Below are 23,484 nucleotides of genomic sequence, written 5' to 3' on the forward strand. Positions count from 1 at the left end.
AAGGACCGAGGCGCAGATGAAGGTCGGCGTACACAAGATCGCGATGGCGTCCCCGAACGACGTTTCCGAACTCATGGCCCTGATTGAAGACGGAACGATCGATCCCAAGGCCGTCGTCGCCGTGATCGGCAAGACGGAAGGAAACGGCGGCGCCAATGATTTCACCCGCGGCTATGCCACCCTGGCCTTCGCCCTGGCGCTTGCCCCTCACCGGGGCCAGTCCGCCGACGAGGTCATGGACGACATAGCCTTCGTCTGGTCCGGCGGCACCGAAGGCGTCCTGTCGCCACATGCGACCGTCTTTACCCGAACGACAACCGGGACAGAGGCAAGCCACCCGGACGGACGCCTCGCCCTCGGCATCGCCATGACCCGGGACATCCGCCCGGAAGAAATCGGCACCCTGACCCACGTTGAAGAAGTCGCCGACGCCGTCCGCCGGGCACAGCAGGATGCCGGCATCCCGGACGGGGCGGATGTGCACTATGTTCAGGTCAAGGGCCCCCTGCTCTCTCCGGAAAAGATCGCCGATGCGGACAGCCGCGGACGGCCTCTCGTCACCCGCGACCCGAACGGATCGAAGCCCTACGCCCGCGGCGCCATGGCGCTCGGCGTCGGACTCGGCCTTGGTGAAATCTCAGGCGAGACTGTCACCGCGGACACGATCGCGAAGGACATGTCGGTCTTCTCCCGCGTGGCGTCTACCTCCGCCGGCGGCGAACTGACCAAATGCGAGATCCTGCTGTTCGGTAACGCACCGAACTCTTCGAGCAATTGCCGGATCGGCCACGCGATCCTGAAAGACGCCATCGACGCGGGCGGAACACGGGCTGCCCTTGCCGATGCCGGTTATACGGACGAGGATGGCCCCGATGCCATCCTGGCCGTCTTCGCCAAGGGCGAGGCGGCCGCAAAGATCAGGGGTCGCCGCACCACCATGATGTCGGATGCCGATATTCATTTCGAACGCCACGCCCGCGCCGCCGCCGGCGCCGTGATTGCCTCCGTCACCGGCGATCCGGCGATCTTCCTGTCCGGCGGAACGGAACATCAGTGCGCTCCCGGAGAGGCGCCGGTCGCGGCGATCGTCAAGGCATGACGGCCCCGCTCTGGCAATTGTCGGCGGCCCGACTGGTCGAAGGCTACCGGGGCGGCGCCTTCACCCCGGTCGACGCGCTCAAGTCGGTCCTGGACCGCTGCGACGCCGTCAACCCGTCCCTCAATGCCGTCATCACCCTGGCACCGGAAACCGCCCTTGAAGCGGCGGAACTTTCCGCCGGGCGCTGGCACGCCGGAGCGCCGCTCGGGCCCCTCGACGGCGTACCGGTCTCCATCAAGGACAATCTCCTCGTCAAGGGTATGCGCGCGACCTGGGGCAGCCGGGCCTTCGCCGACTTCGTCCCCGATCACGACGAGGTTCCGGTGGCCCGCCTGCGGACGCAGGGGCTGGTCATCTTCGCCAAGACCAACGTGCCGGAACTGACGCTTCAGGGCTATACCGACAACCTCATTTTCGGCGCGACCGGCAATCCGCACGCGCCCGACCTGACCCCCGGCGGCTCCAGCGGCGGCGCGGTTGCCGCGGTCGGCTCCGGCATCGGCCCGCTGGCGCTGTGTACCGACGGCGGCGGCTCCATCCGCAGGCCCGCCGCCCACGGCGGTCTGCTCGGGCTGAAGCCCTCCGCCCGCACCGTGAGGCGCGGAAAGGGCTTTCCGGCAATCCTCGGCGAATTCGAAGTGGTCGGCCCGATCGCCCGGACACTGGAAGATGTGGCGCTGATGCTGGAGGTACTCGCCGGAGACGAACTCCCCGGCGGTGACCTCACCGCAAGCCCGCGCATCCTCCATGCCCGGACCTTCGCCGGCCAGCCGGTCGATCCGGAAATCTCCGCCGGTATCGACGACACCGCCCGACGCTTCGCGGAGGCTGGGTGCGAGGTCACGACCGTCGACAGCCTCGAAATCCTGAGCGACATGGATGCGGTCTGGCCTGTCGTCAGCACCTCCGGCGTCGCATGGCTTTTCGACCGGTATCCGGCACTGACCGAAATGGCCGGGCAAGACCTGCAGGCCATGGCGGCAACCGGACGAGGCTTCACCGCGGCGGACTATGCCGGTGCGATCGCCGGTATCGAGACCATCAAGGACCGGTTCCTTGGCCAGCTCGACGGCTTCGATGCCCTGCTGACGCCCGCCATCGCGGCGCTCTCCTGGCCCAAGGCAAAAAGCCATCCGGAAACGATTGCGGGCCAGCCCGTCGGCCCGCGCGGCCACGCCATCTTCACCGCCTTCGCCAATGCCCTCGGCCTCCCCGGCCTCAGCATCCCCGCCGGTGTCTCCGCTGCGGGCCTGCCCTACGGCTTCCAACTCGTCGGCCCCTACCGGTCGGAAAGGCGGCTGATCGCCATCGCCGAACGGCTGAGCCCGACAAGCCCGGACATCCCAACAGGGATCTGAAAGTCCCTATGCTGAACCATCGGCGACGCCTCCGCTGACAAGCGCCGCCGGAAGTCTATCCTCACATCACCGTCACCAGCTCCTCCAGCCGGACCGGGAACTTGCGCACCCGGACGCCGGTGGCGTGGTGGATGGCGTTGGCGATGGCGCCGGCGGTGCCGGTGATGCCGATTTCGCCGACGCCCTTGATGCCCAGCGGATTGATGTGGGCGTCCTCTTCCGGGATCAGCAGCGCCTCCACGGAAGGCACGTCGGCATTGACCGGCACGTGGTATTCGCCGAGATCCGCGTTGCCGATGCGGCCCGTGCGCGGGTCGAGCTCCGCCGCCTCGTGAAGGGCGAAGGACAGGCCCCAGATCATGCCGCCCAGATACTGACTGCGCGCCAGATGCGGGTTGATGATGCGGCCTGCCGCGAATGCCCCGACCAGTCGGCTGACCCGTGTCTGGCCGAGATCCGGGTCCACCTTCACTTCCGCGAAGACCGCCCCGTGGGCCTGCAACGCGTAATCCTCGGCGACCGACGGATCGCGCGCGCCCTTGCCGTTGCCCTCGACGCCCGACCGTCCGGCGCGGGCGAGGATTTCCGTATAGGCCTCGCTGCGGCTGTCGTCGTCGGCCCGGTGGAGCCGTCCATTGCGGGCGACAACCCCGGCATTGCCGGCCCCGAACAGCGGCGAGGCCGGATCGGCGGTGGCGATTTCGGCAAGCTTTGCGACCGCGTCGCTGCCCGCCCCTTCGATCGCCATGCCGGCGGTTGCCGTGTGGCCGGAGCCGCCGGCGATGCCGCCGTCGGGCAGGTCGGAGGCCCCGCCGCGCAGTTCCAGCTTGTCGATGTCGATCCCGAGCGCGTCAGCCGCGATCTGGGCAAGCGCGGTCCAGGCGCCCTGACCCATGTCGATCAGGCTGGTTTCCACCAGACCGGTACCATCGGCGCGCAGGGTGGCGCGGGCTTCCGCCGCGAACATCGGACAGGGGAACACCGCCGTGCCCATGCCCCAGCCGACCAGCATGCCGTCGGTATCCCGCATCTGGCGCGGCGCCAGCGGACGGGTCGACCAGCCGAAGGCCTTCGCCCCTTCCGCGTAACATTCGCGCAGCGCCTTCGACGACCAGGCCTTGCCGGTCATCGGATCGGCCTCCGCGTAGTTGGCGAGACGAAAGTCCAGCGGATCCATGCCGCAGGCCTCCGCCGCCTCGTCGATGGCGACCTCAAGGGCGGCCGTGCCCGACGCCTTGCCCGGTGCGCGCATAGGCCCCGGCGTGCCGATGTTGTTGCGTACCGCCACATGGGTCGCCGACAGCGCCGGGCTGGCATAGGTCGTCATGGAGCTTGCCGCTGCGGGCTCGATGAACGCGTCGAAGCTGCTGGTCGCGGCAATCGTATGATGGGCAAGCGCCGTCAGCCTGCCCTGCCCGTCCATGCCGAGCCGGACCGTCTGCCGGGTCGCGCCCCGGTGCCCTACGGGGCCGAACATCTGCTTGCGGCTGTGGACCAGCTTTACCGGCCGGTCCAGCATTTTCGCCGCCAGGACGGTCAGGATCTGCGGGCCGGTCATGATCGCCTTGGAACCGAAGCCGCCACCGACGAAGGGGGTGCGGATCAAAACGTTTTCCGGTGGGATATCGAACCAGCCGGCAAAGCCCGCCGCCATCATCACCGGCGCCTGGTTGGGCATGTCCAGGGTCAGCCTGTCGCCGTCCCATTCGGCCACGATGGCGTGGGGCTCCATGGCGTTGTGATACTGCGCCGGGGTCTCGTAGGTTTCCTCGATCCGCTGGACGGCGGAGGCAAGCCCGGCCTCCACATCGCCCTTGGCGACGTTCGCAGGCATGCCGATGCCGACACTCTCCGGCACATACGGCTCAAGATCGAGCCCGGCCAGAACCGGCTCCGCCTCGTAGGTCGGGGCCAGCAACGCCGCCCCTTCGGTTGCCGCCTCAAGCGTTTCGGCGACGACCAGCGCGATCGGCTGGCCGGCATAGCGGACGGTATCGTCCTGAAGCACCTCGACCCGGAAGGAGAAGGCGCCCGGCTTGTCGTCCGGATCCTGGGCAAGCGGCGGCCGGTTGGCGGGGGTGATCACCTCCACCACGCCCGGATGGGCTTTTGCCGCCTCCACGTTGAGGCTGGCGACCCGGCCCCGACCGATAGTCGCGGCGGCATAGACCGCATGCAGCAGCCCCTCGGGCCGGGCATCTGCCGCATAAGGCGCGCGACCGGTGACTTTCAAAATGCCGTCGCGGCGGTTCACCGGCTGGCCGGAATTGGAGCCCATGCGCGTCGGCATGGCGGTCGGAAGCGGTGTGATCTCAGGCATGGGCAGGATCTCCATTGGCAACATGGACGGAACCGGGCAGAGCCGGAACGCGCGCCGGGGTCCCGGCGGCGGCGGCTTTCAGGGCGCGGGTGAAGATCCGCCCGGCAAGCGCGATCTTGAAGGCGTTGTCGCCGCCCGATCCTCCGTCTGGCCCGCTTACCGGCCGGGCGTCTTCGAGCGCGGCTTCGGCCGCCCGCCAGAAGGGCTCCGGACCGGGGGCCGCCCCGATGAGCACCCGTTCCGCCGCCTTCGCCCGCCAGGGCTTGGCCGCGACCCCGCCGAGGGCGATCCGCGCGGCGGTGATTTCCCCCGCCTCGATGGTCAGGCAGGCAGCGGCGGAGACCAGTGCGAAGGCATAGGACGTGCGGTCGCGCAGCTTCAGGTAACGGGAATGGGCGCTGAAACGCACCGCATCTCCGGCCAGGCGCAGACCGGTGATCAGGTCGCCCGGTTCCAGCATGGTCTCCATCATCGGCCGGTCACCGGGCAGCAGGTGGAAGTCTTCCAGCGGCACTTCCCGCGCTCCGGTCGCTCCGGCGATTTCCACCACCGCATCGAGGGCGGCAAGCGGCACGCAGAAGTCGGACGGATGGGTGGCGACGCAAGCCTCCGAATGGCCGAGGATGGCGCAGCCGCGCGTCTCCCCGCCGATGGCATCGCAGCCGGAGCCCGGAACCCGCCGGTTGCAGGCGCTCGCCGGATCGGCGAAGTGGCGGCAGCGGGTGCGCTGCATCAGGTTGCCGCCCACGGTCGCCGCGTTTCTGAGCTGCGCGGAAGCCCCGGCCAGCAACGCCTCGGCCACCGCCGGAAAGCGGGACGCGAACTCGGGATCATGGGCAAGATCCGCATTGCGCACCAGCGCACCGATGCGCACGCCGCCGTCGGAGAGCCACTCAACGTCGGAGAGGCCCGGAAGATGGGTCAGGTCCACCAGACGGTCCGGACGCAGGGCCCCGGTCTTCATCATGTCAATGAGATTGGTGCCGGCGGCAAGGAAGGCAGAGCCCGGCTCGGCGGCAGCGGCAATGGCCTCGGCCACGGTGGCCGGGCGGATATAGTCGAAGGAATTCATGCGCGTTTCCTCCCCTGTTGGGTTTCGGACAACTGCTGTTGGGCATCGAGCACCGCCTCGGTGATGCCCGCATAGGCGCCGCAGCGGCACAGATTGCCGCTCATGCATTCGCGCACCCGCTCCGGATCGCCGTCCGTCTGGCCTTCGGAAATCAGGCCGACGGCGCTCATGATCTGGCCCGGCGTGCAGAAGCCGCATTGCAGGCCGTCATGGGCGATGAAAGCTTCCTGCACCGGATGCAGGCTGTCGCCCTCGGCCAGTCCTTCAATGGTGGTGATGTCAGCGCCGTCGAGGCTGACGGCCAGAGCCAGGCAGGAGTTGATCCGCCGGCCGTCGACCAGCACGGTGCAGGCGCCGCACTGGCCCCGGTCGCAGCCCTTCTTGGCGCCGGTCAGGCCGATGCGTTCGCGCAAAAGATCGAGCAGGGTGACCCTGGGATCGTCGAGCGCGATCTCGCGCGGCGTTCCGTTCAGGGTCAGATGGATGGTATAGGTCATGGATGGCTCCGTTCGTGGCGAGAGCTAAAGACAAGAGCTGATGAGCCGCGTGGCTCGAATGTTGGACAAAAGTCGACGCCGTCGGTGACGCTGTGCGGTCAGTCGGAGAAACGGTTTGAGGATGTCGTTTAAAAGGGGCCGTTGTCAGGCGGTTTTGGGGTAACACAGCATCGGCGTACGGCGTTACTATACGGAGGCACCCTCCGTTTTGCAAGACCCGAACGAAAATTCATGCGAGAATGACGGAGTACATCAGGGAATATGGCGCAGAAACCGGCAAAGGCACCCCGCAAACCCCGCGCGGATTCCAAGCGCAACCGCGAGCTGTTGCTGCAGGCCGCCCGTGAGGTGTTCAGCGCCGGCGGCCCGGGCGCGAGCCTGGAAGGCGTCGCCCGCAAGGCCGGCGTCGGCATCGGCACGCTCTACCGCCATTTCCCCACCCGCGACGCCCTGTTCGAGGCGGTCTACCGGAGCGACATCGACAGGCTCGCCGACCTGGCGGAGCAGTTGTCAAAGGAGGCCGGCCCGGTCGAGGCCCTGCGCCTGTGGCTGCGCGAGGGCGTCGAGGTGGTCGCCACCAAAAAGGGCATGATGGCAACGCTTGCGCTCGCCACCGACGGCAAGCAGGATCTCTTCGCTTATTCCCACCAACGCCTGACCGCCGCCACCACCGCCCTGCTCTCCCGCGCGGTCGAGGCGCACGAGATCCGCGACGACATCACCCCGGAAGACCTGCTCCGCGCCCTCGTCGGCCTCTGCCACGCCCCCGACCGCCCCGGCTGGCGGCCGTCGGTGGCAAGGTTGGTGGATGTGCTGGTGGATGGGTTGAGGCGGGGGAACGGGTGAGTGGTGTTTGTCGCTTAGAGGTCGGAGGATCGTTTGGGCGGGAAGTGTGAATTCGCTGCGGTCAAAACGAATGTCCGAAGTGCGGACCTTTCAGTCTTTCGCTGCAGCGCACCCCCCTTGAACCAAACGGTTTGCATCGAATAAACCCTTGCCTAGCATGCTTACATAGCGCAACTTTCGCATGCACATATAAACTTTAAGGAACCGGCATGCTTGGTTCAGCACTTTATTACCCTCACATTGACATTCATGACGGCAATTGGTTGCGCTCAGCAGTTTTGTTTTGGGACGAAATTAGGACAATAGCACCGCGCGCGATTGACCAGCCATATCAGAATTCTGACACAAGCATTCTTTCGAGAGAAGGATTCATTGAGCCACTGAGATGTGACCTGCATCCCGATTTGCTCGATATTCTAGGCAAACGGGTTGTAGGGCTCATGGACAGGGGCTTTTTCCGAAGAGATTTGGACTCTGACGGAATGAAAAGAGACCCTAATCGTTACGCGCTGATGCATGCGGATAAATTTGGAATGAGCATCGAAGATCAATTTCATTACGCTCATATTCACCCCGAAAAACTTTCGCCAACGCTTAGGAGCCTAGCGATGCGTGCTGGTTTAGCGCATATGCATCCAGATAAGGTTACTCCAGATTTGCGCCATCTACTTGAGCGCATGCAATTTGCCTCAATGCATCCCAGCAAGATGTCCCAACATTTGCAAGACATCGTGCGCCATTCCAATCGGCGTTTTAACAACGACGGTGAATGGCTGCTTGTCGATAGCCAGTTTGCAGAAGTCTACATGGCGGCTTTAGCCGCCTTGTTGTCCAAAGAAACGGAGCTGGCTGCACTTACAAACAATGAACCAGCTATGGGCGTAAACCTTCACACGTTACTGGACGAAGTGAAACCTTCTTCGGACTCAGACAAAAAAGGGGCACTTATCTCATTCGTCATGGAAACACTTCGCGTCGATCCAGAAACACGCGTTGATAAGCTGCTAGCATTCCGACGTGCGCGCAAAGTTCAACTAGCTGAGTTAACTGGGCATTTCGAGATGCTTTCTTCAAAGATCGGCTCCTGTGAAAATGGCAAAGAACTTGAGGAAAAGGCAAAGCAAGTCTACAAAGCACATATTCGCCCCAAATTAGAGGCACTGAAAAGCGAGTTAAATGACAACTCGATCCAGGCCGTTTGGGAAGGCGTCCAGCGTGCTGTAACTGTTTCAGTCCCAGCTGGTGGAGCTCTGGCATATTTCACCGGCTTGACCGGAACAACACTCCTTGCAGCGGGAGCAGCAATCGCGATCACAGATGTATCTGTGAAAACGCATCTTGCTCGAAACAAGGCGCGCCGAGCTTCGCCGTTCACCTATCTGCTCGACGCTGAGCGCAAGTTCTCGTCGCAATATTTTTGACGAGTGATTTGAACGGTCCATTCCGAACGAATGTTTTTGCATGCGCTGAAAGCTTGCCCAGCTCAAAGTCCGGCTTGGGCTCGATCCGGACCTTTACCGCGCTGAGCACCAAGGTCGGCTCCGAGCCGTTTTTGACCAATGCTGCAAGATTTTCTAATGGTAGATTTCGAGTTGCGCTTCGATACTGAAATGCCGTTCACACAGGAGGTTGATCGTCACGTGTTACATCAGAAAAGGCACAGGTTATTCAATTTGAGAATCATATTTTGGTGTCGCTGGCCTCTTGATCCGCTGTATCGTGTTGCTCGATAGCAAGCTGCGTCACTTTCTTTCGCCGCGCAAATCGCTCAATGAGCTCGTTGAAGTTGATCCCAATGCCAAAGAAATTCGGTTGAAGCAAAAGCGCGCGCGATGCACCCGCAATCCCCCCTTCTGGTGCACTATCCTCTTTCGCTTCAAAAGTTGCGGCCCCTTTTGCAGCGGTCTCGGTTACCCGCACCAGAAGGTTCAAGCGCCGCTGGTCAAAAAGTGGCTCTGATGCTTTCAACGCTCTGAGCCAGCCCTTTGCCTTTTCTAACATTTCGATTCTTTCGCTCCAAATGGATACTGCCGAATACGTGAAGATAAAGTCCATTTTGCCCGGCTCATCTAGTTCCTCGATAGGCACGGACTCAATTTGGCGTACCGCCTTCTCGATCTTCTTTTGATACAAGAAGCACTCTGCCAAATGAACACGGCAGATTATTCTGCCATCTAAAGCAATAGCCGCCTCATAGGCATTAATTGCCAGCTCCCACTCGCGCGCGTATCGGTAACAATCACCCATCTGAGAATAAAGGTTTGAACGCCCATGATCGGTCCAGCTGCCGTCTTGCATCGCTGACGACAGCTCTGAAGCGGTTTGGCGAAGCAAAGCATCATCATCAGTGATGGTGCCGAGCATCTCTTGAACATCGTAGAGCTTGTGCCTCGCATAGGCCGATAGCTGTTTTTTACTTCGATACTGATCAATTAAGTCGCTTAGCTGCGTCTTAGCTGCCTTAGGGTCACCATGCAGTAGAAGGTCAGTAGCCTTACCACCGCGATATTGGATTTGGCTCTCTGCGGACTTATCAAGATCAAGAATGCGATCAAAGAATGCTGTGCGCTCCGAGAACGACGCATCTCGCAGTTCAAGGTCGATAAAGATTTGCAAAATCTCTATATCATCTTCGGCAGGCGTGATTGGACCTAGTTTAGCCAGTTCTTGGCGCGCCTTGGATCGACTACCTCCGGGAGCCAGATGCAGCACGGCCCGTTGGTACATTATCTTCTTCCGCCACCGTTCGTGACCGATGTTTGTGCTCAAACGCTCAAGGGTTGCTGGCCAGCTTTTCCAATTTCCAGTGTTGAAGTAGAGCCATGAAAGTCTTTCAACATATTCCCCAAGTGCATTAACGTCGATCTGTAAAAGTTGCTTTATCGGCTCACCGATATGGAGCATGGGCGCTGTATTTGTCTTGTGCCAAATCGTGTACTGGGTGACATCGGCACGCGCAGCGATAAGCGCTCGTCCAAGATTTTTCTCTTTACATGCTGCTGTGTAGGCTTTGCCAATGTCGAAACCGGGGAGCCGGTTCCAACAGCAATCCTTATACTTTTGCCCTGATCCGCAAGGGCACAAATCATTTAGCTTCGGCTTCCAAAGCTTTCGGCGCACTTTTCGCCGTGTCCCCTCCATTTTTTCCTCTTTCTTCAATAACTCATTTTAAGCGTATTGAACCGACCTTCATTTCGACTGGACACCCAAGCAGTCAGGATTTGATTCTAATAAAATTGCGGAGCGTTCGTCATCAAGGATCGCGAGAGTATTCTCTCACCATAGTCTTCAACCTTTTTTTCCATCAACCGCATTCCGACATTGGTAGATGTTCGGAAAGTGCCGTTGGCGCAGATGCAGCGCAAGCCCGCTTTGTCGCACAGCCGCCATCTTGCAGCTATGGTCTTCGACGGTGCAACGAATGGCTGGTTCGGCGGTTTGCGCCACAGCTGCGTATCAGAGAGTGAATGACCGGTTAGGGCCGGTAGCTACCCTATATAATCCACTCATTCCTGCTGCGAACCGATCTTTCCTGCAAGTCACTCGGAAATCACCCTTGGATCGAGCGATTACAGGATCCGGAATAAGACACGAGAAAAGCTGTCTTCATCCCCCCTCACCACATCATCACCACCGTATCGCCTTCCGCCCGGCAGTCATAAAGCCGGATGCGGAGCTTGTATTTGCGGCCCTTGATCAGGCAAGCGGGCGTTGCGGTCGGAGCCGCTGTCGCCCTTCATGGTGACGCTGTCGCCGTCGATATCCTCAAACAGCACCATCACCGTTTCTGACCAGCCAATGGGGAAGACGGTGCCGTCACGCAGGTGGTCGGGTCTCGCAAGCCAGCCTAACTTGAGGTCAGTAGGCCCGGCGCAGTTTTGAGGTTAGACAGATGCTGCATCGATTGCGGGTGGACAATACGTCCTGACAGCCGGTCTGTTGTCCTGATGCAAGTCGACGAACGTTGCATTTCCTCCTCCCAAACACTTTACTCGCAATACTTGTGCTCCTACCACCGACGACAGCACCTCAGCATCCATGACCTTCCCCCGCCTCTTCATCGCCGTCGCCCTGCTGATTGCCGCCGGATACCTGCAGGATCCTCCGGTTCCGGAGAGCCTATTCACCCGCTCACATGAATTCTCGCTGTCCGATTTGCCGGCCTTGCTGACCCTGTACGCGGTGGCCTTTGCCCCGCTCGTGCCTCTGGTGCTCGCACTCATCCGCGGGCTGACGCACTTCCGTCTGCATCGCGGACTGGCCTTTGTTCTGGCGGGTCTGACGGGCCTGTTCGGATTTGTGATCACCCTGTTTGGGGGTGCGTTCTCGGGTGGAGGAGCTCCAATAGTCTGGCTGCAGGGCTTTACTCTGACCATCGCGGTCTGCGCCTCTTTGCTGCTCGCTTCCCGGAAGGAGGGGGAAGTCAGCGAATTCCGCAGGTTTTCCTGGAAGCTGCTGATGCTGCCCGCCGCTGTCGCCCTCTGGTCTCTCGTCTCTGCCGGCGGCGTTATGCTGAGCGCGAACCGGATCGCGGGCGACCGGCCCTTCTGCCTCGCCCCGCACACCGGGAAAACGGAACCAGTCCGGTCCTTCGCCCAGCTCAGGGGGCTTTCGTTCTATACGACCGACTCGGGATACAAGGTGACGTCCATGTGGTACTTTCACGGCCTGTTGTTCGTCGCGCAAGAAAGTGGAGGCGTATTCTACAACTGGTCTCCCCGCCGCATGCGCTTTGATCGCATCCCCCATCCGACACGGATGTTTGTCAGTCCGGTTGGAGCCTGCAGCCCGCGCCAGGATTTCTGGAGAACCTTGTCGATCATTTGAGCGCATGGCATTCGTGACATTTCAGGACCGCCCTCCTCTCTCACGAGAAGTGGGAAAGGGGAGAATGTGTCGTCGCGCGAGTGGTCGGGGATCACCGCGAAATCCTTCTGTTCGCCGGGCTGTAGTGCGAGCCGTTCGGATTCGAAGGGTTTGAGCTGCGGCAGCACCTCCGACACGCTGATCGACGGATAGAAGCGCCGGCAATGCGATCATTTCTGACCGTTGGCAGATCACAGGCAAAGGAAGTCCCGGTACAAAGACCGGATCCTGGAACCCCATGCGAAATGAGGTCACGGAGGTCCGCCGGCGTGGCGCCGTCTGTTGCCGTGCAGCCAATTAGGGCTTCGTCAGCTCAATGGGGTCTCTGCAACTTCGACCGGATCGAGCCCCTTATCAGTCAGCGCGTGAAAGATTTTGTCACAGGTAAACGTCGTCCAATACGGGATCCTGCAAGAGCCGGTATCTTTCTGAAAACTCAGAAGCGCCTGACTGCTGAGGTTTCCGAAGTCTCCATCGTCTTGTGATGGACCAAGATTATACCCCAATGCAATAAGTGCGCGTTGGCGCGGCTTTGGCATCCAGAAAGGAGACCAGATGTCCGGGATACTCGGATCATCATAAATTTCTCGAAGTAATCGAGCGAACGGAAAGCCCGTGACATCCTGCTTGTATCCAGGGCAGATATCGTGGTGACCGTGATGATCACGCCAGCCAATGTGCGGCCACCGATCAATAATCTCTTTCCCGACAGCGACCATCATCTTGAATTGTTCGTCCGGCCAGGGCTCGATCTTCATTATCCACTTGCTGTCGGTATTGACCGCCTCAATCCAATCGGGTCCCGCAGGATGACCGGGTCGCTCATAACCCACATTGCACGTCTCTACTCCGATGCACGCCCTCGCACCCTTTGTGTTATTGGTGGACGCTTTCCCGTCCCATCTGATCTGCTGACCTATTCCGGCGTGCCAGGAGCGGTTTTCAAGGGTGACGTACCGATCGACGCCATCGGTAAATGCCTGGCCCACACAATAGTGCGATGAAACTTTTGAGGCCTTTGTGGCAAGGCCACCTAAAATACCTCTGCAATCCTTCAGAGACCTCAGCGCCGTCCAGTGCCAGGTGACGCCGCGAGGTTTATGACCGGTGGCGGATGTCCATCCCGGACCCACAGCATGGCCTTGATTAAGCGGGATCAGGTCGTCGTTGAATTGAAAGCTCATCGTATCTGCTCCGAGGCTGGAACTGAAACTGGAGTAGGATCAAAGAATCGCTGAAAAGCTGAACTTCTTTAGAGGCTGTCCATATATTCTTCTGCGAGGGCAGCAATCTCATGGGCCTTGTTCGTGCCGTTGATGACGCGGCGTGCGTTCACGAAATCGGTTTTGTTTCGCGTAATGTAGTCTTCCAGTTTCCGACCCGTGAAACCTCCCATTTTCATGCCGTGTGCGATAACGAAAAGGGAAACGTCATGCCGCAAGGCAAAATCAGGGTCGTCAACCAAGTCTAATCCCAGAATACCTCTGTAAAGGTCATAATTCCGGTCCCAGGTAAGTTGAACGTATCCACGTCCGTAATATGGATAGTAACGGAGATTTTTCTTTCGCCAGCTCTCGGACAACCAGTAGGCCTCCTTGACGGGCTTAAACGTGTGGTTGGTCTCCCACTGCGTTGTCGCCAGTCCGTAGGCAATGTGCGCTTTATAAGGTAAGCCTATCAATCGAAAGGCTTCTGCAATTCGTTCTTTTACAACTTCCGAATTGTCGGCGGGTTTGTCCAACAGTGTCCGCATGTTTTGAACTTTGGACTTCATGTGATCGATAACCTGTTCCGAAACGAGTTCCGGGTCACCAAGGCCTTCGTCGTTCACCAGTTCCGCAAATGCATTGCGTGTTTTTGGTCCATGTGATCCATCGACATATCCAACCGGATATGCGCATACAGCCAAAGCGCGCTGTACTGCGGTCAATCTCGTTTTTGTCAGGTCAACGAGCCGTGTCCCCGGGTCGATTTGATCAAGTGCTTTTACGTCCAGCATATCAATTCTCCGAAAAGGTTGACTTGCAATTCTCGCCGCTGGCCCAAGAAACGCATTTTATCGAAAATGCAACTACACCGCGAACAAGAGCCCCACGACCATTTTTGTATCGATTACGATTTGGACAGCCGTTACTTCGGCCTCATTGTGATGAATCCAACGAATGTCGGAGCCAACAGCGTTGAATCTCTTCTTCGATAAAAAGTGGCACGCCCTTCCGACCACCGTGTATGCGCGGTACGAGATGGACCGAACACCGCCGTTAAACGCGGTTGAGAGACGGCATCATCATCCGACATGTTGCATTGATTGCCGTCGCAACCGATCCCAGCACATGGTTCTTAAAAGAGTCGCCGTTGCTTTCCAGATCGCCGGCGGCAGCTGAACTGCTAAAATGGAATGCTTCACGATGGGGCGCATATAATGTCTCCACCAGAAATTTCTATTTTTTGATGTATTTTATATATTGACTACTATTTTAGATTTAGTCCAGCCTTCATCTCAAGATGTGTTAAATTCTGCCTCCCGCCACAATGGCTTTGGCGGGACGCTCTACTATTGGCGAGCTACGTTCCCGCCAATATCCATTCAAGAGCAAAGGGCTCGAAGCTGTCACCACATCATCACCACCGTATCGCCTTCCGCCCGGCAGTCATAAAGCCGGATGCGGAGCTTGTATTTGCGGCCCTTGATCAGGCAAGCGGGCGTTGCGGTCGAAGCCGCTGTCGTCGTCGCCCTTCACATAGACGCTGTCGCCGTCGATATCCTCAAACAGCACCATCACCGTGTCGGACCGGCCGAAGGTGGAAAAGGTGTCGTCACGCGAATGGTCGGGTCTTGCAAGTCACCTGAACTTGAGGTCAACAGCTTGGTCTGGGATTTGAGGTCGGACAGATGCTGCATCGATTGCGGGTGGACAATACGTCCTGACAGCCGGTCTGTTGTCCTGATGCAAGTCGACGGCGTTGCATTTCATCTGCCCACCCCCTTTACTCGCAAAGCTTGCATTTCAATTTTCTCACTCTTCTAAACCATCGGCGACAACACCTCAGCATCCATGATCTTCCCCCGCATCTTCATCGCCGTCGCCCTGCTGATTGCCGCCGGATATCTACAGTTTCCGATCCTGCCAGAGGGTGTCGAGCTGATTCCCAAGGATTTCTCCGCACTTGGACTTACGATCTATCTGGCTTTCTACGCCACTGCCTTCGCACCCTTCATTCCCCTGGCCATGGCGCTCTTGCGCGGGCTGACGGCGTTTCGTCTGCCACGCGGCCTGGCATTGCTTCTGGCCATACCGGCGGGAGGGTGCGGGCTGATTTTCACTTTGGGAGGCGCGATGATTTCAGGGGCAGGCGCCAAGATGGTCCTGCTGCATGGCGTCACACTGACCATCGCTGTCAGCGCCTCGATCACGCTCGCCTCGACGTGGCGTTGGGAGGCAAGTGAATTCCACAGACAATCTTGGAGGAACCTCACGCTGCCCTTGGTCGTTGCCCTCTGGTCTCTCGTGTCGGCGGGAAGTGTCATTCTCGGCGCGAACCGGATCGCAGGAGACCGTCCATTTTGTCTCGCACAGCATACCAGCCAGAGGCAGGCAATCAGGTCCATCGCCGAATTGCGCGGGCTTTCTTTCTACACAAGTCTGTCGGGATCCAAGGCGACGTCCGAGTGGGATTTTCATGGTATGCTGATCGTCGAGGCGGACGGCGGGCGTGAAGTCTATTACTGGTCGCCCCGATACATGCATTTCTACCGCGTTGAAAACCCCGAAGGGATGATTGCCAGCCCGATGGATACCTGCATCCCGCGCAAGGACTTCTGGGGAACCTTGTCGATCATTTGAGCGCACGCACTGTGCGACCTGGCAGAGCTTGTTCCCTCTCCCATTGGGAGAGGGTTAGGGTGAGGGGCTACAGGTTCTGTGGGATACGGGGAGTTTGCCCCCCTCACCCGGGCCGTTGGCCCGACCTCTCCCCATGGGAGAGGTTATTGGAGCTCTACCGAGGCCCCCTCACCACATCAGCACCGCCGTATCGCCTTCCACCCAGCAGTCATAAAGCCGGATGCGGAGCTTGTATTTGCGGCCCTTGATCAGGCAAGCGGGCGTTGCCGTCGAAGCCGCTGTCGTCGTCGCCCTTCATGGTGATGCGGTCGCCGTCGATATCCTCAAAAAGCACCATCACCGTGTCAGACCGGCCGAAGGTGGAGAAGGTGTTGCCGCGCGCGTGATCGGCTCTCGCCGGCTGTGTCACACCTGCCGCTGTCTGAGCTCATCGAACAGATCGGACCTCCGGTAATCGGTGATTTCCGGCGTCCATCCGGTCTCGCTTCGAAGTTTTGCAGCGGACATCTGCTGATCCAGTGTCGGCCCGATGGCCCAGGCACCGTGGCGGGAAACAAGGTCATTTGCGGACAGCGTCACCGGGGTCAGCGTGTTGTCAAACGCCCGCGCGATGGCGTCCATGATGTCTCCCGCCCGCACGCCTTCCTCCGATACGACGTTGAAATGCCCGGCCAGATCGGGCCGTTCGAGCAGGCCGCAATAGGCACGCGCCAGGTCGGAGCGATGGATGAGCGGCCAGCGGGTTTGCCGGTCACCCCAGATCTCCATGGGCCGGCATTCCCGAGCGGGCTCGATGAAGCGATCGAAGACGCCGCCGTCTGCGTGATAGACCATCGCCGGATGGAGGATTGCGGCGGAGAACTCCGGTGTTGCCAGAAAACGCGCGGCATTGCCGACCATCCACGAAAATGCAGGGATGGGATTGAAACGGCTGTCCTCGGTCGCGACCGCATCGCCGGTCTCGCCATAGAGCCAGCATCCGCCGGTGTAGATCAGGCGCGGTTTGTGCCGCGTCTGCTTCGCGGCCCCGATAAGCGCCGAAACAACCTGCGTATCGACGCCCCCCATATCGTCGGAAAAGGTCGCCGCCGCATGAATGATGGCATCGTGGCCGACGGCCTCCGCCGCCCAGCCTGCCGGCGCGCGCAGGTCACCGCGGCTGGGATCGGCCCCAAGCCGGCGAAGCTTGTCATCAGCCACGCCGGAGCGGCTGAGCGCCGTAACCTCATGGGATCGCCGGCACAGCTCCGCCGTGACCGCCGTCCCGATCGACCCCGTTCCGCCCAGTATGAACACCCGCATGCCGTACGCTCCCCGTTGGTGACGGCCTGCTGATAGCAGCTCACCTTAACTTGAGGTCAATACGCCTTTCGCGCGCGCCCTCACCGCCCCGCAAACCGCGCCTTCGCCGCTTCGGTGACCGGCGTGTAAAGCGCCACGATGGTGCCCTCCGGGTCGCGGAACTGGGCGGAGCGGTTGCCCCAGGGCAGGTTTTTAGGCGCATGCACCACCTCGGCGCTGTCCTTCAGCCGCTCGAACGCGGCATCCACGTCGTCCACCATGAATTCCAGGATCGCGCTGCGGTTGGCCGCCGGTTCCGCGCTGCCTTCCTTGAACAGGGCCACGGTCTCCGCGCTGCCCACGGCAAGGGCCGCCGAGGGCGTGACGATTTCGGCGAATTGGGGCGCGAGCCAGTCGGCCGCCAGTCCGGTCACCAGCTCGTAGAAGCCGACAACGGCCTTGATGTCGCCGGCGATCAGGCGGGTGGAAGCGAATTTCATGGGGCTTGTCCTTTTACCTGGACCGCAGGAGACGCGATCCTGGATGGACACATCCCACACCCTTCCTGACAACCTTCTGTCAGCAGCAGTTGCCTTGTTGAGAGATCTTTCCCGCGCGCAGAACACAGGTCTCCCGAGACATCGGATCAGGCCGGGTGCCGTTTTTCAGAGCGGCTACGGTGTCGAAGGGAGTTTCCTTGCCCCGGCCGGTTTCGGCAACGGGAACCCTGCAAGGCCCGGAGGGAAGGATACGGCAGGGAAGCAGACAGACCCCGGACTGACCGGCCCCGCGAGGGCGGAGGTCCGGGAAGGCGGGGAACCATGAAGACGCGGAGACCGCGGCTTCACTATCTGGTCGGCGCGACGTCGGGCGCGCCGGCGGTCGGTCAGGTGTTTCCGGTCAACGCGGAAAGGCAGGCTTCCGCGAGCGCGCGATCGGGCTTTTCCGCGCCAAGCGGCGTCGCCCAGCCGGTTTCCTCGACCATGTTGCGCCGCTTGTAGCTGCTGGCCTCCTCGATTTTCGCCATGAGATCGGCCGAATTCGGATCGTCTTTCGATTTCCGGACGCAATAAGGCGTCAGCGCGGTGACCGTGGCGGCCATGGACTGCTTTTTCGACATTTCCATCGCGGAACTGCCGGTCATCCATCCGCCCCAGCCGAATCCGACTATCGCCAGGGCGACAGCGCCCGCTCCCGCGCCCACGAGCGCAGGTTTCGTCCATTCGGGAATTTGCATGATAATGTCCAATCAGTGTTGGGAACAGGCAGGCAAGATTGCGCGCCGGTTAACCCTTGTAGCACGTATACGGAGAAAAGCCTGCATAGTTTCTCGCAAGACTAGAATTCAGCGCCGCCAGCCACGGCATTGCAATGGCAAGTATAGAGCCTTCTCCGGCTAACCAATTTGCCCTCCGGCGCAGGTTCCGGCGGACACCAAAAAAAGACAGTGACTCGTTCACGCCGGTGGACCGCGGGCCACCCACTCAAAACCAATAGATGTACGATCGGATTATACTTTGCCACCTGCGGTCGGCTCTGCACGCGGGGCGCCGGGCGCGCGCATGGCGGCGCGTTCCATCATGTATTTTTCCGCCTCGATCATGTGGCCGCGCATGATCATGCGGCAAAGCTCCGCATCGCCCGCCTTCATCGCCCGCAGCAGGCGCACCTGATAATGCAGGCCGGTCTCGCGCAGCGCCGGGTTGGGCTCCTTGTAGATCTGCCGGCACACGGTCATGTCGCGCAGAAGGCTGAGCAGGAACGAACAGGTGAAGGCGAGGATCGGGTTCGGGCACTGGCGGGCCAGTTCCTCATGGAAATCCAGTTCCGCCAGCCGCTGGGCATATTCCTCTTCCGCCGTCTTCGGCTCGTCCTCGTAAAGGCGGATGCAGCCCTGCAGCGCGTTGAAGGACGCCTCCGACAGATGCCCGGCGACGGAGGCCGCCAGTTCCGGCTCCAGCTGCTTGCGCAGGGTGTAGATGTCGGCAATCGACGGCGGATCGAACAGGAACAGGTTGTCGAGCAGGCGGATCGCCTCCCCCGGTTCCACCGAGGCGACGAAGACGCCGCCGCCGGGCCCGCTCTTGGTGGAAATCAGCCCCTGGTATTCCAGCACCTTCAGCGCCTCGCGCAGGGTGCCGCGCGACACTTTCACGGTTTCGGGCGACAGCCAGTCGTTGGGCACCCTGTCCCCCGGCCTTAAACCCGCATGGACGATCTGTTCCCGGATCTGCTGGGCGACCATGTCGGTGCGGCGCAGCCGCCGGGGCGTCTTCGGGTCCGTATCGCCCTTTCGAAGTTTCATTGGCCGACTCATGCGCAGGTCCATCCGGTAATTCGCCTATGCCCGCGCCAGCGGATGATGGCAAGCCGCAATATGACCGGTTCCATCGCCTTTGGCCTCATCCGGAGCGGGATGAACTTCAATGCAGAGCGCCGTTTTATTGGCGCAACGGGCGGCGAAGGCGCATCCGGGCGGCGGATTGTAAGGGTCGGGCAGTTCGGCGGAGGCACCCTCGGCCAGAAGCTCATGGCGGCCGGGCGCGGGCGCGGAGCGCATCAGAAGCTCCGTATAGGGGTGGAGCGGTGCGCGGAACACCTGCCGCGCGGGGCCCAGCTCCGCCATGCGCCCGAAATACATCACCGCGACCCGGTCGCTGACGCTTTCCACCACCGACAGGTCATGGCTGATGAAGATATAGGTCAGGCCGAACCGGTCCTTCAGGTCGTCGAGCAGGTTCAAAACCTGAGCCTGCACCGAAACGTCGAGTGCCGAGACCGGCTCGTCCAGCACGATCAGCTCAGGCCCGGCGGCCAACGCCCGCGCGATACCGATCCGCTGCGCCTGCCCGCCGGAAAACTCGTGCGGATAACGCTCCAGGAACTCCGGCGCCAGGTTGACCGCGTCCAGCAGCTCATTCAGCCGCTGTTCCCGGCCGTTGGCGTCCAGGTTGGCCAGGTGGCGCAGGGGGGCTTCCAGAATGGTGCGAATGGTCTTGCGCGGATTGAGCGAGGCGACCGGGTCCTGGAACACGTATTGCACCTTGCGCGCCAGCGCCCGCCGGTCTCGTCTGGCCAACTCCGTCAGATCCTCGCCGCCGAAGGTAATGGACCCGGACGTCGGCAGGTCGAGGCCGACCACCAGCCGGGCGAGCGTGGACTTGCCGCAGCCGGATTCCCCGACGATGCCCAGTGTTTCGCCCTTTCTCACGTCCAGGCTCAGCCCCTGCACCGCGTGAACGGCCGGCGTGCGGCCTCCGAAGAGGGTGCGCGCGCCGCCGAAAATCCGTTCCACGTCGGAGATCGCAAGCAGGGTCTCACCGCCACTCCTTTTGACTGCCTCATTCATGCCGCGCCTCCTTCGTTCAACGGATAGAGGCAACGCACGCCACGCTCCGGCGAAGACATGACAAGATCCAGCTCGCCGGACCGGCAATCGGCCCGGACACGGGGACAGCGGTCGGCGAAGGCGCAGCCGTCGGGCAGGTTGTTGACCACTGGCGGGCGACCCTCGATGGCATCGAGCCGCCGCTCCGGTTCGCCCAGCACCGGCACGCATTCGATCAGCTTGGCCGTATAGGGATGCTGCGGGCTTTCCAGGATCTCTTTCGTGGTACCCGTCTCCACGATCCGCCCCGCATACATCACCGCCACCCGGTCGCAGATTGCCGAGACGACTCCGAAGTCATGAGTGATGAACAGGATCGCCGCGTTGCGCTCCCGGCGCAGGCCGTTCATCAGGGTCAGGACCTGCGCCTGCACGGTCACATCCAGCGCCGTGGTCGGCTCGTCGGCAATCAGCAGCTTGGCGTCATTCGCCAGCGCCATGGCGATGCAGACCCGCTGGCGCATGCCGCCGGAGAGTTCGTGCGGATAGGCCGACAGCCGCTCCCTGGGGTTGGGAATACGCACCAGAGAGAGAAGCTCCAGCGCCTTTTCCTTCAGTTGCGCATGGGAAAGCGGCTGGTGCGCCTTGATCGCCTCCTTGAGCTGGTCGCCGACGGTGAAGAGCGGATGCAGGGTCGAGAGCGGATCCTGAAACACATAGGCCACCGACCCGCCGCGCAAGTTGCGAATACGCCCGTCGCTGGCGGCGAACAGATCCTCGCCCTCCAGATAGGCCGCGCCACCCGCGATCTTGCCGGGCGGTGTCGGCACCAGCCCCATGACCGACATGGCGGTGACCGACTTGCCGGAGCCGGATTCGCCGACAACGCCCAGGCACTCGCCTTGCCTGACATGAAGATCGACCCCGCCGACCGCCTTGTAGACCGAACCCCCGATCTGAAACTCCGTACGCAGGCCCTTCAGGTCCAGCACACCGGGCGCTTCGGACGGCGGCGGAATATCGGACCCGCCGCGCGCGACTGCCGTGCGCGCCACCGGCCGGCTCAGCGATCCCGCCCGCAGACGCGGATCGAGCACGTCGCGGACCCCGTCGCCGAAAAGATTGATGCTCATGACCAGCGCGAAGATCATCAGCCCGGGAATGATCGACACATGCGGCGCGGTGAACAGGATCTTGCGCCCCTCGCCCAGCATGGAACCCAGATCCGCCTGCGGCGGCTGCGCGCCCAGCCCCAGGAACGACAGGCCCGCCGTTTCCAGGATCATCCAGCCGACGGTGGTCGACATGGTGATCACGATCACCGGCAGCACGTTGGGCAGGATTTCGATGAACAGGATCTGCACCGGCGACTTGCCGGAAAGCCGCGCCGCATCGACGAACTCGCGGCGCGCAAGACCGGAGGTGATGCCGCGGATGTTGCGGGCAAAGAAGGGAATGTTGACCAGCGCGATGGCATAAAGTGCGTTCAAAAGCCCCGGCCCCAGCACCGCGACGATGGCGAGCGCCAGCAGGATGTAGGGAAAGGCCATCACCATGTCGATGCCGCGCATGATGACCGTGTCCGCCCGCCCGCCCGCATAGCCGGCGACGAGCCCGAACAGCGAGCCGAAGAAGGCCGCAATCAGCGTCGCGGACACGCCGACAGCCAGCGACACCCGCGTGCCCCACAGGAGCCGGGAGAGCAGATCCCGGCCGAGATGATCGGTCCCGAGCAGATGGCCCGCGCTGAAGACCGGCAGCAGCCGGTTTGCGGGTGCCGTCGCATCCGGATCGGGAAGCGGCAGCAGCGGTGTTGCCAGCGCGATAAGACAGATCACCGCCAGCACGATCAGCCCGCCGGTCGCAAGCGTGTTGTTCAAAAGCAGCGCCACAGTGCCCGGACGGGCGGATTTCGGCGCCGGCTTGGCCTGCGTGTTTCCAGCCGTGTCGGTCATCAGCGCAGCCTCGGATCGAGCATGGTCTGGACCACGTCGGCCACCAGGTTGAACAGCACGTAAGCCGCGGCCACCACCAGGACGCCGCCCTGCACCAGCAACAGGTCGCGGGTGGAAATGGCGGTCACCAGCATGGAGCCGATCCCCGGCCACTGGAACACGGTCTCGATATAGACCGCCCCGCCGATGACGAAACCGGCCTGAATGCCGATCACCGGCACGACGCTCACAAGGGCTGCCTTGAACGCGTGCTTGTAGATCACCTTGCGTTCCGAAAGGCCTTTGGCCCGTGCGGTGCGGATATAGTCCTGGCGCAGCACCTCCAGCATGGCTGTACGGGTCAGGCGCGCGATCACGCCGGTGGCAACCACGGAAAGCGTCAGCGCCGGCAAGGCCAGGTGGCGCAGGAGATCGGGAAGGTCCCCGCCGCCGTAGATGGCGAACATGCCCGAGGCCGGGAACAGGCGCAGCTTGACCGCAAAGGCCAGGATCAGCAGAAGGCCCAGCCAGAACGACGGGGTCGAGATGCCGATCAGGACGAGAAAGGTGATGATCTTGTCCGCCCAGCCGTATTGGCGCACGGCCGAGACGATGCCCGCCAGCAGACCGAAGATGGAGCACAGCACAAGCGACGTGCCTGCCAGGATCAGCGTGGCGGAGAACCGTTCCAGCACCTCGTCCAGCACCGGCCGGTTCAGGGTGTAGGAGCGGCCGAGATCGCCGTGAAAGAGATTGCCGATCCAGATGAGGTATTGCTGGAACAGGCTCTTGTCGAGGCCGAGCTGCTGATTGAGCTTGGCGACGTTTTCCGGCGTGGCGTAGGAACCCAGGATCGCGGTCGCAGGATCTCCCGGGATCATTGCCATGATCAGGAAGACGATCACAGTCAGCCCGAACAACACCGGTATCGCAGCCAACAGCCTCCTGGCGATATAGAAAGCCAAACCTCTCTCCCCTCACTTGCGCAGGACAGTTGAATTCGGCGAGACACTCCGAAAATTCAGAAATCCTCGCCCC

The 23,484-nt window shown here is 61.5% G+C and carries 22 protein-coding genes; 6 read left to right on the forward strand and 16 right to left on the reverse strand.

Annotated elements, in window-relative coordinates; translation table 11 throughout:
- Nucleotides 1-16: 16 nt before the first annotated feature.
- Both ACN0SO_RS22895 and ACN0SO_RS22900 read left to right on the forward strand, forming a co-directional pair.
- Complete coding sequence (locus ACN0SO_RS22895) at nt 17-1,099, forward strand: ring-opening amidohydrolase (RefSeq protein WP_417681466.1); 1,083 nt, start codon at nt 17-19, stop codon at nt 1,097-1,099.
- Entirely contained in the window at nt 1,096-2,457 is a 1,362-nt protein-coding gene (locus tag ACN0SO_RS22900) for an amidase (protein ID WP_417681467.1), read from the forward strand. Before ACN0SO_RS22895 ends, ACN0SO_RS22900 begins: the two co-directional genes overlap by 4 nt.
- Before the next feature lie 61 nt (nt 2,458-2,518).
- On the opposite strand, the gene ACN0SO_RS22905 is transcribed toward ACN0SO_RS22900, so the two are convergent.
- The 3 genes from ACN0SO_RS22905 to ACN0SO_RS22915 are packed head-to-tail and all read right to left on the reverse strand — an operon-like array spanning nt 2,519 to nt 6,346.
- A complete protein-coding gene (locus ACN0SO_RS22905) occupies nt 2,519-4,777 on the reverse strand; it encodes a xanthine dehydrogenase family protein molybdopterin-binding subunit (protein WP_417681469.1) in 2,259 nt (752 codons plus the stop codon).
- A complete protein-coding gene (locus ACN0SO_RS22910) occupies nt 4,770-5,849 on the reverse strand; it encodes an FAD binding domain-containing protein (protein ID WP_417681471.1) in 1,080 nt (359 codons plus the stop codon). The genes ACN0SO_RS22905 and ACN0SO_RS22910 overlap by 8 nt, the downstream gene beginning before the upstream one ends.
- Nucleotides 5,846-6,346, reverse strand: a complete 501-nt coding sequence (locus ACN0SO_RS22915; protein ID WP_417681473.1) for a (2Fe-2S)-binding protein — start codon at nt 6,344-6,346, stop codon at nt 5,846-5,848. The genes ACN0SO_RS22910 and ACN0SO_RS22915 overlap by 4 nt, the downstream gene beginning before the upstream one ends.
- Nucleotides 6,347-6,607: 261 nt before the next feature.
- Here ACN0SO_RS22915 and ACN0SO_RS22920 point away from each other — a divergent pair, with 261 nt between their 5' ends.
- Both ACN0SO_RS22920 and ACN0SO_RS22925 read left to right on the forward strand, forming a co-directional pair.
- Nucleotides 6,608-7,192 (forward strand): TetR/AcrR family transcriptional regulator, encoded by a 585-nt coding sequence (locus ACN0SO_RS22920; protein WP_417681475.1) that lies wholly within the window; start codon nt 6,608-6,610, stop codon nt 7,190-7,192.
- A gap of 209 nt (nt 7,193-7,401) precedes the next feature.
- On the forward strand, nt 7,402-8,613 hold the full coding sequence (locus ACN0SO_RS22925) for a DUF6236 family protein (protein WP_417681477.1): 1,212 nt from the start codon (nt 7,402-7,404) through the stop codon (nt 8,611-8,613).
- Between the two features lie 259 nt (nt 8,614-8,872).
- Here ACN0SO_RS22925 and ACN0SO_RS22930 read toward each other — a convergent pair whose 3' ends face one another.
- Both ACN0SO_RS22930 and ACN0SO_RS22935 read right to left on the reverse strand, forming a co-directional pair.
- On the reverse strand, nt 8,873-10,351 hold the full coding sequence (locus tag ACN0SO_RS22930) for an SEC-C metal-binding domain-containing protein (RefSeq protein WP_417681479.1): 1,479 nt from the start codon (nt 10,349-10,351) through the stop codon (nt 8,873-8,875).
- 497 nt (nt 10,352-10,848) lie between these two features.
- On the reverse strand, nt 10,849-10,971 hold the full coding sequence (locus tag ACN0SO_RS22935) for a hypothetical protein (RefSeq protein WP_417681481.1): 123 nt from the start codon (nt 10,969-10,971) through the stop codon (nt 10,849-10,851).
- Nucleotides 10,972-11,230: 259 nt separating this feature from the next.
- Between ACN0SO_RS22935 and ACN0SO_RS22940 the strand changes: the two genes are divergently transcribed.
- Complete coding sequence (locus ACN0SO_RS22940) at nt 11,231-12,019, forward strand: hypothetical protein (protein ID WP_417681483.1); 789 nt, start codon at nt 11,231-11,233, stop codon at nt 12,017-12,019.
- Between the two features lie 347 nt (nt 12,020-12,366).
- On the opposite strand, the gene ACN0SO_RS22945 is transcribed toward ACN0SO_RS22940, so the two are convergent.
- The 3 genes from ACN0SO_RS22945 to ACN0SO_RS22955 form a co-directional block, all read right to left on the reverse strand.
- Complete coding sequence (locus ACN0SO_RS22945; protein ID WP_417681485.1) at nt 12,367-13,242, reverse strand: N-acetylmuramoyl-L-alanine amidase; 876 nt, start codon at nt 13,240-13,242, stop codon at nt 12,367-12,369.
- A gap of 68 nt (nt 13,243-13,310) precedes the next feature.
- Nucleotides 13,311-14,057, reverse strand: a complete 747-nt coding sequence (locus ACN0SO_RS22950; RefSeq protein WP_417681487.1) for a hypothetical protein — start codon at nt 14,055-14,057, stop codon at nt 13,311-13,313.
- Nucleotides 14,058-14,709: 652 nt separating this feature from the next.
- Nucleotides 14,710-14,838 carry a hypothetical protein gene (locus ACN0SO_RS22955; RefSeq protein ID WP_417681489.1) on the reverse strand — a complete coding sequence of 43 codons (129 nt, stop codon included), beginning with the start codon at nt 14,836-14,838 and terminating at the stop codon, nt 14,710-14,712.
- 276 nt (nt 14,839-15,114) lie between these two features.
- Here ACN0SO_RS22955 and ACN0SO_RS22960 point away from each other — a divergent pair, with 276 nt between their 5' ends.
- On the forward strand, nt 15,115-15,903 hold the full coding sequence (locus ACN0SO_RS22960) for a hypothetical protein (RefSeq protein ID WP_417681491.1): 789 nt from the start codon (nt 15,115-15,117) through the stop codon (nt 15,901-15,903).
- 208 nt (nt 15,904-16,111) lie between these two features.
- Here the strand turns inward: ACN0SO_RS22960 and ACN0SO_RS22965 are convergent, their stop codons facing one another.
- The 8 genes from ACN0SO_RS22965 to ACN0SO_RS23000 all read right to left on the reverse strand — a co-directional run bounded on the left by ACN0SO_RS22965 (nt 16,112) and on the right by ACN0SO_RS23000 (nt 23,411).
- Nucleotides 16,112-16,312, reverse strand: coding sequence for a hypothetical protein (locus tag ACN0SO_RS22965; protein ID WP_417681493.1), 201 nt, complete (start codon nt 16,310-16,312; stop codon nt 16,112-16,114).
- Nucleotides 16,309-17,205, reverse strand: coding sequence for an NAD-dependent epimerase/dehydratase family protein (locus tag ACN0SO_RS22970; RefSeq protein WP_417681495.1), 897 nt, complete (start codon nt 17,203-17,205; stop codon nt 16,309-16,311). The genes ACN0SO_RS22965 and ACN0SO_RS22970 overlap by 4 nt, the downstream gene beginning before the upstream one ends.
- Before the next feature lie 80 nt (nt 17,206-17,285).
- Nucleotides 17,286-17,684: a VOC family protein gene (locus ACN0SO_RS22975; RefSeq protein WP_417681497.1), complete on the reverse strand. Its 399-nt coding sequence runs from the start codon at nt 17,682-17,684 to the stop codon at nt 17,286-17,288.
- A 386-nt stretch (nt 17,685-18,070) separates the two neighbouring features.
- Complete coding sequence (locus ACN0SO_RS22980; protein WP_417681499.1) at nt 18,071-18,421, reverse strand: hypothetical protein; 351 nt, start codon at nt 18,419-18,421, stop codon at nt 18,071-18,073.
- 273 nt (nt 18,422-18,694) lie between these two features.
- On the reverse strand, nt 18,695-19,489 hold the full coding sequence (locus tag ACN0SO_RS22985) for a FadR/GntR family transcriptional regulator (protein ID WP_417681501.1): 795 nt from the start codon (nt 19,487-19,489) through the stop codon (nt 18,695-18,697).
- A 36-nt stretch (nt 19,490-19,525) separates the two neighbouring features.
- Complete coding sequence (locus ACN0SO_RS22990) at nt 19,526-20,533, reverse strand: ABC transporter ATP-binding protein (protein WP_417681503.1); 1,008 nt, start codon at nt 20,531-20,533, stop codon at nt 19,526-19,528.
- Complete coding sequence (locus tag ACN0SO_RS22995; protein WP_417681505.1) at nt 20,530-22,467, reverse strand: dipeptide/oligopeptide/nickel ABC transporter permease/ATP-binding protein; 1,938 nt, start codon at nt 22,465-22,467, stop codon at nt 20,530-20,532. Before ACN0SO_RS22995 ends, ACN0SO_RS22990 begins: the two co-directional genes overlap by 4 nt.
- Nucleotides 22,467-23,411, reverse strand: a complete 945-nt coding sequence (locus tag ACN0SO_RS23000; protein ID WP_417681507.1) for an ABC transporter permease — start codon at nt 23,409-23,411, stop codon at nt 22,467-22,469. Before ACN0SO_RS23000 ends, ACN0SO_RS22995 begins: the two co-directional genes overlap by 1 nt.
- Nucleotides 23,412-23,484 lie beyond the last annotated feature (73 nt).

Source organism: Roseibium sp., from assembly GCF_048260565.1.
GTDB lineage: Bacteria > Pseudomonadota > Alphaproteobacteria > Rhizobiales > Stappiaceae > Roseibium.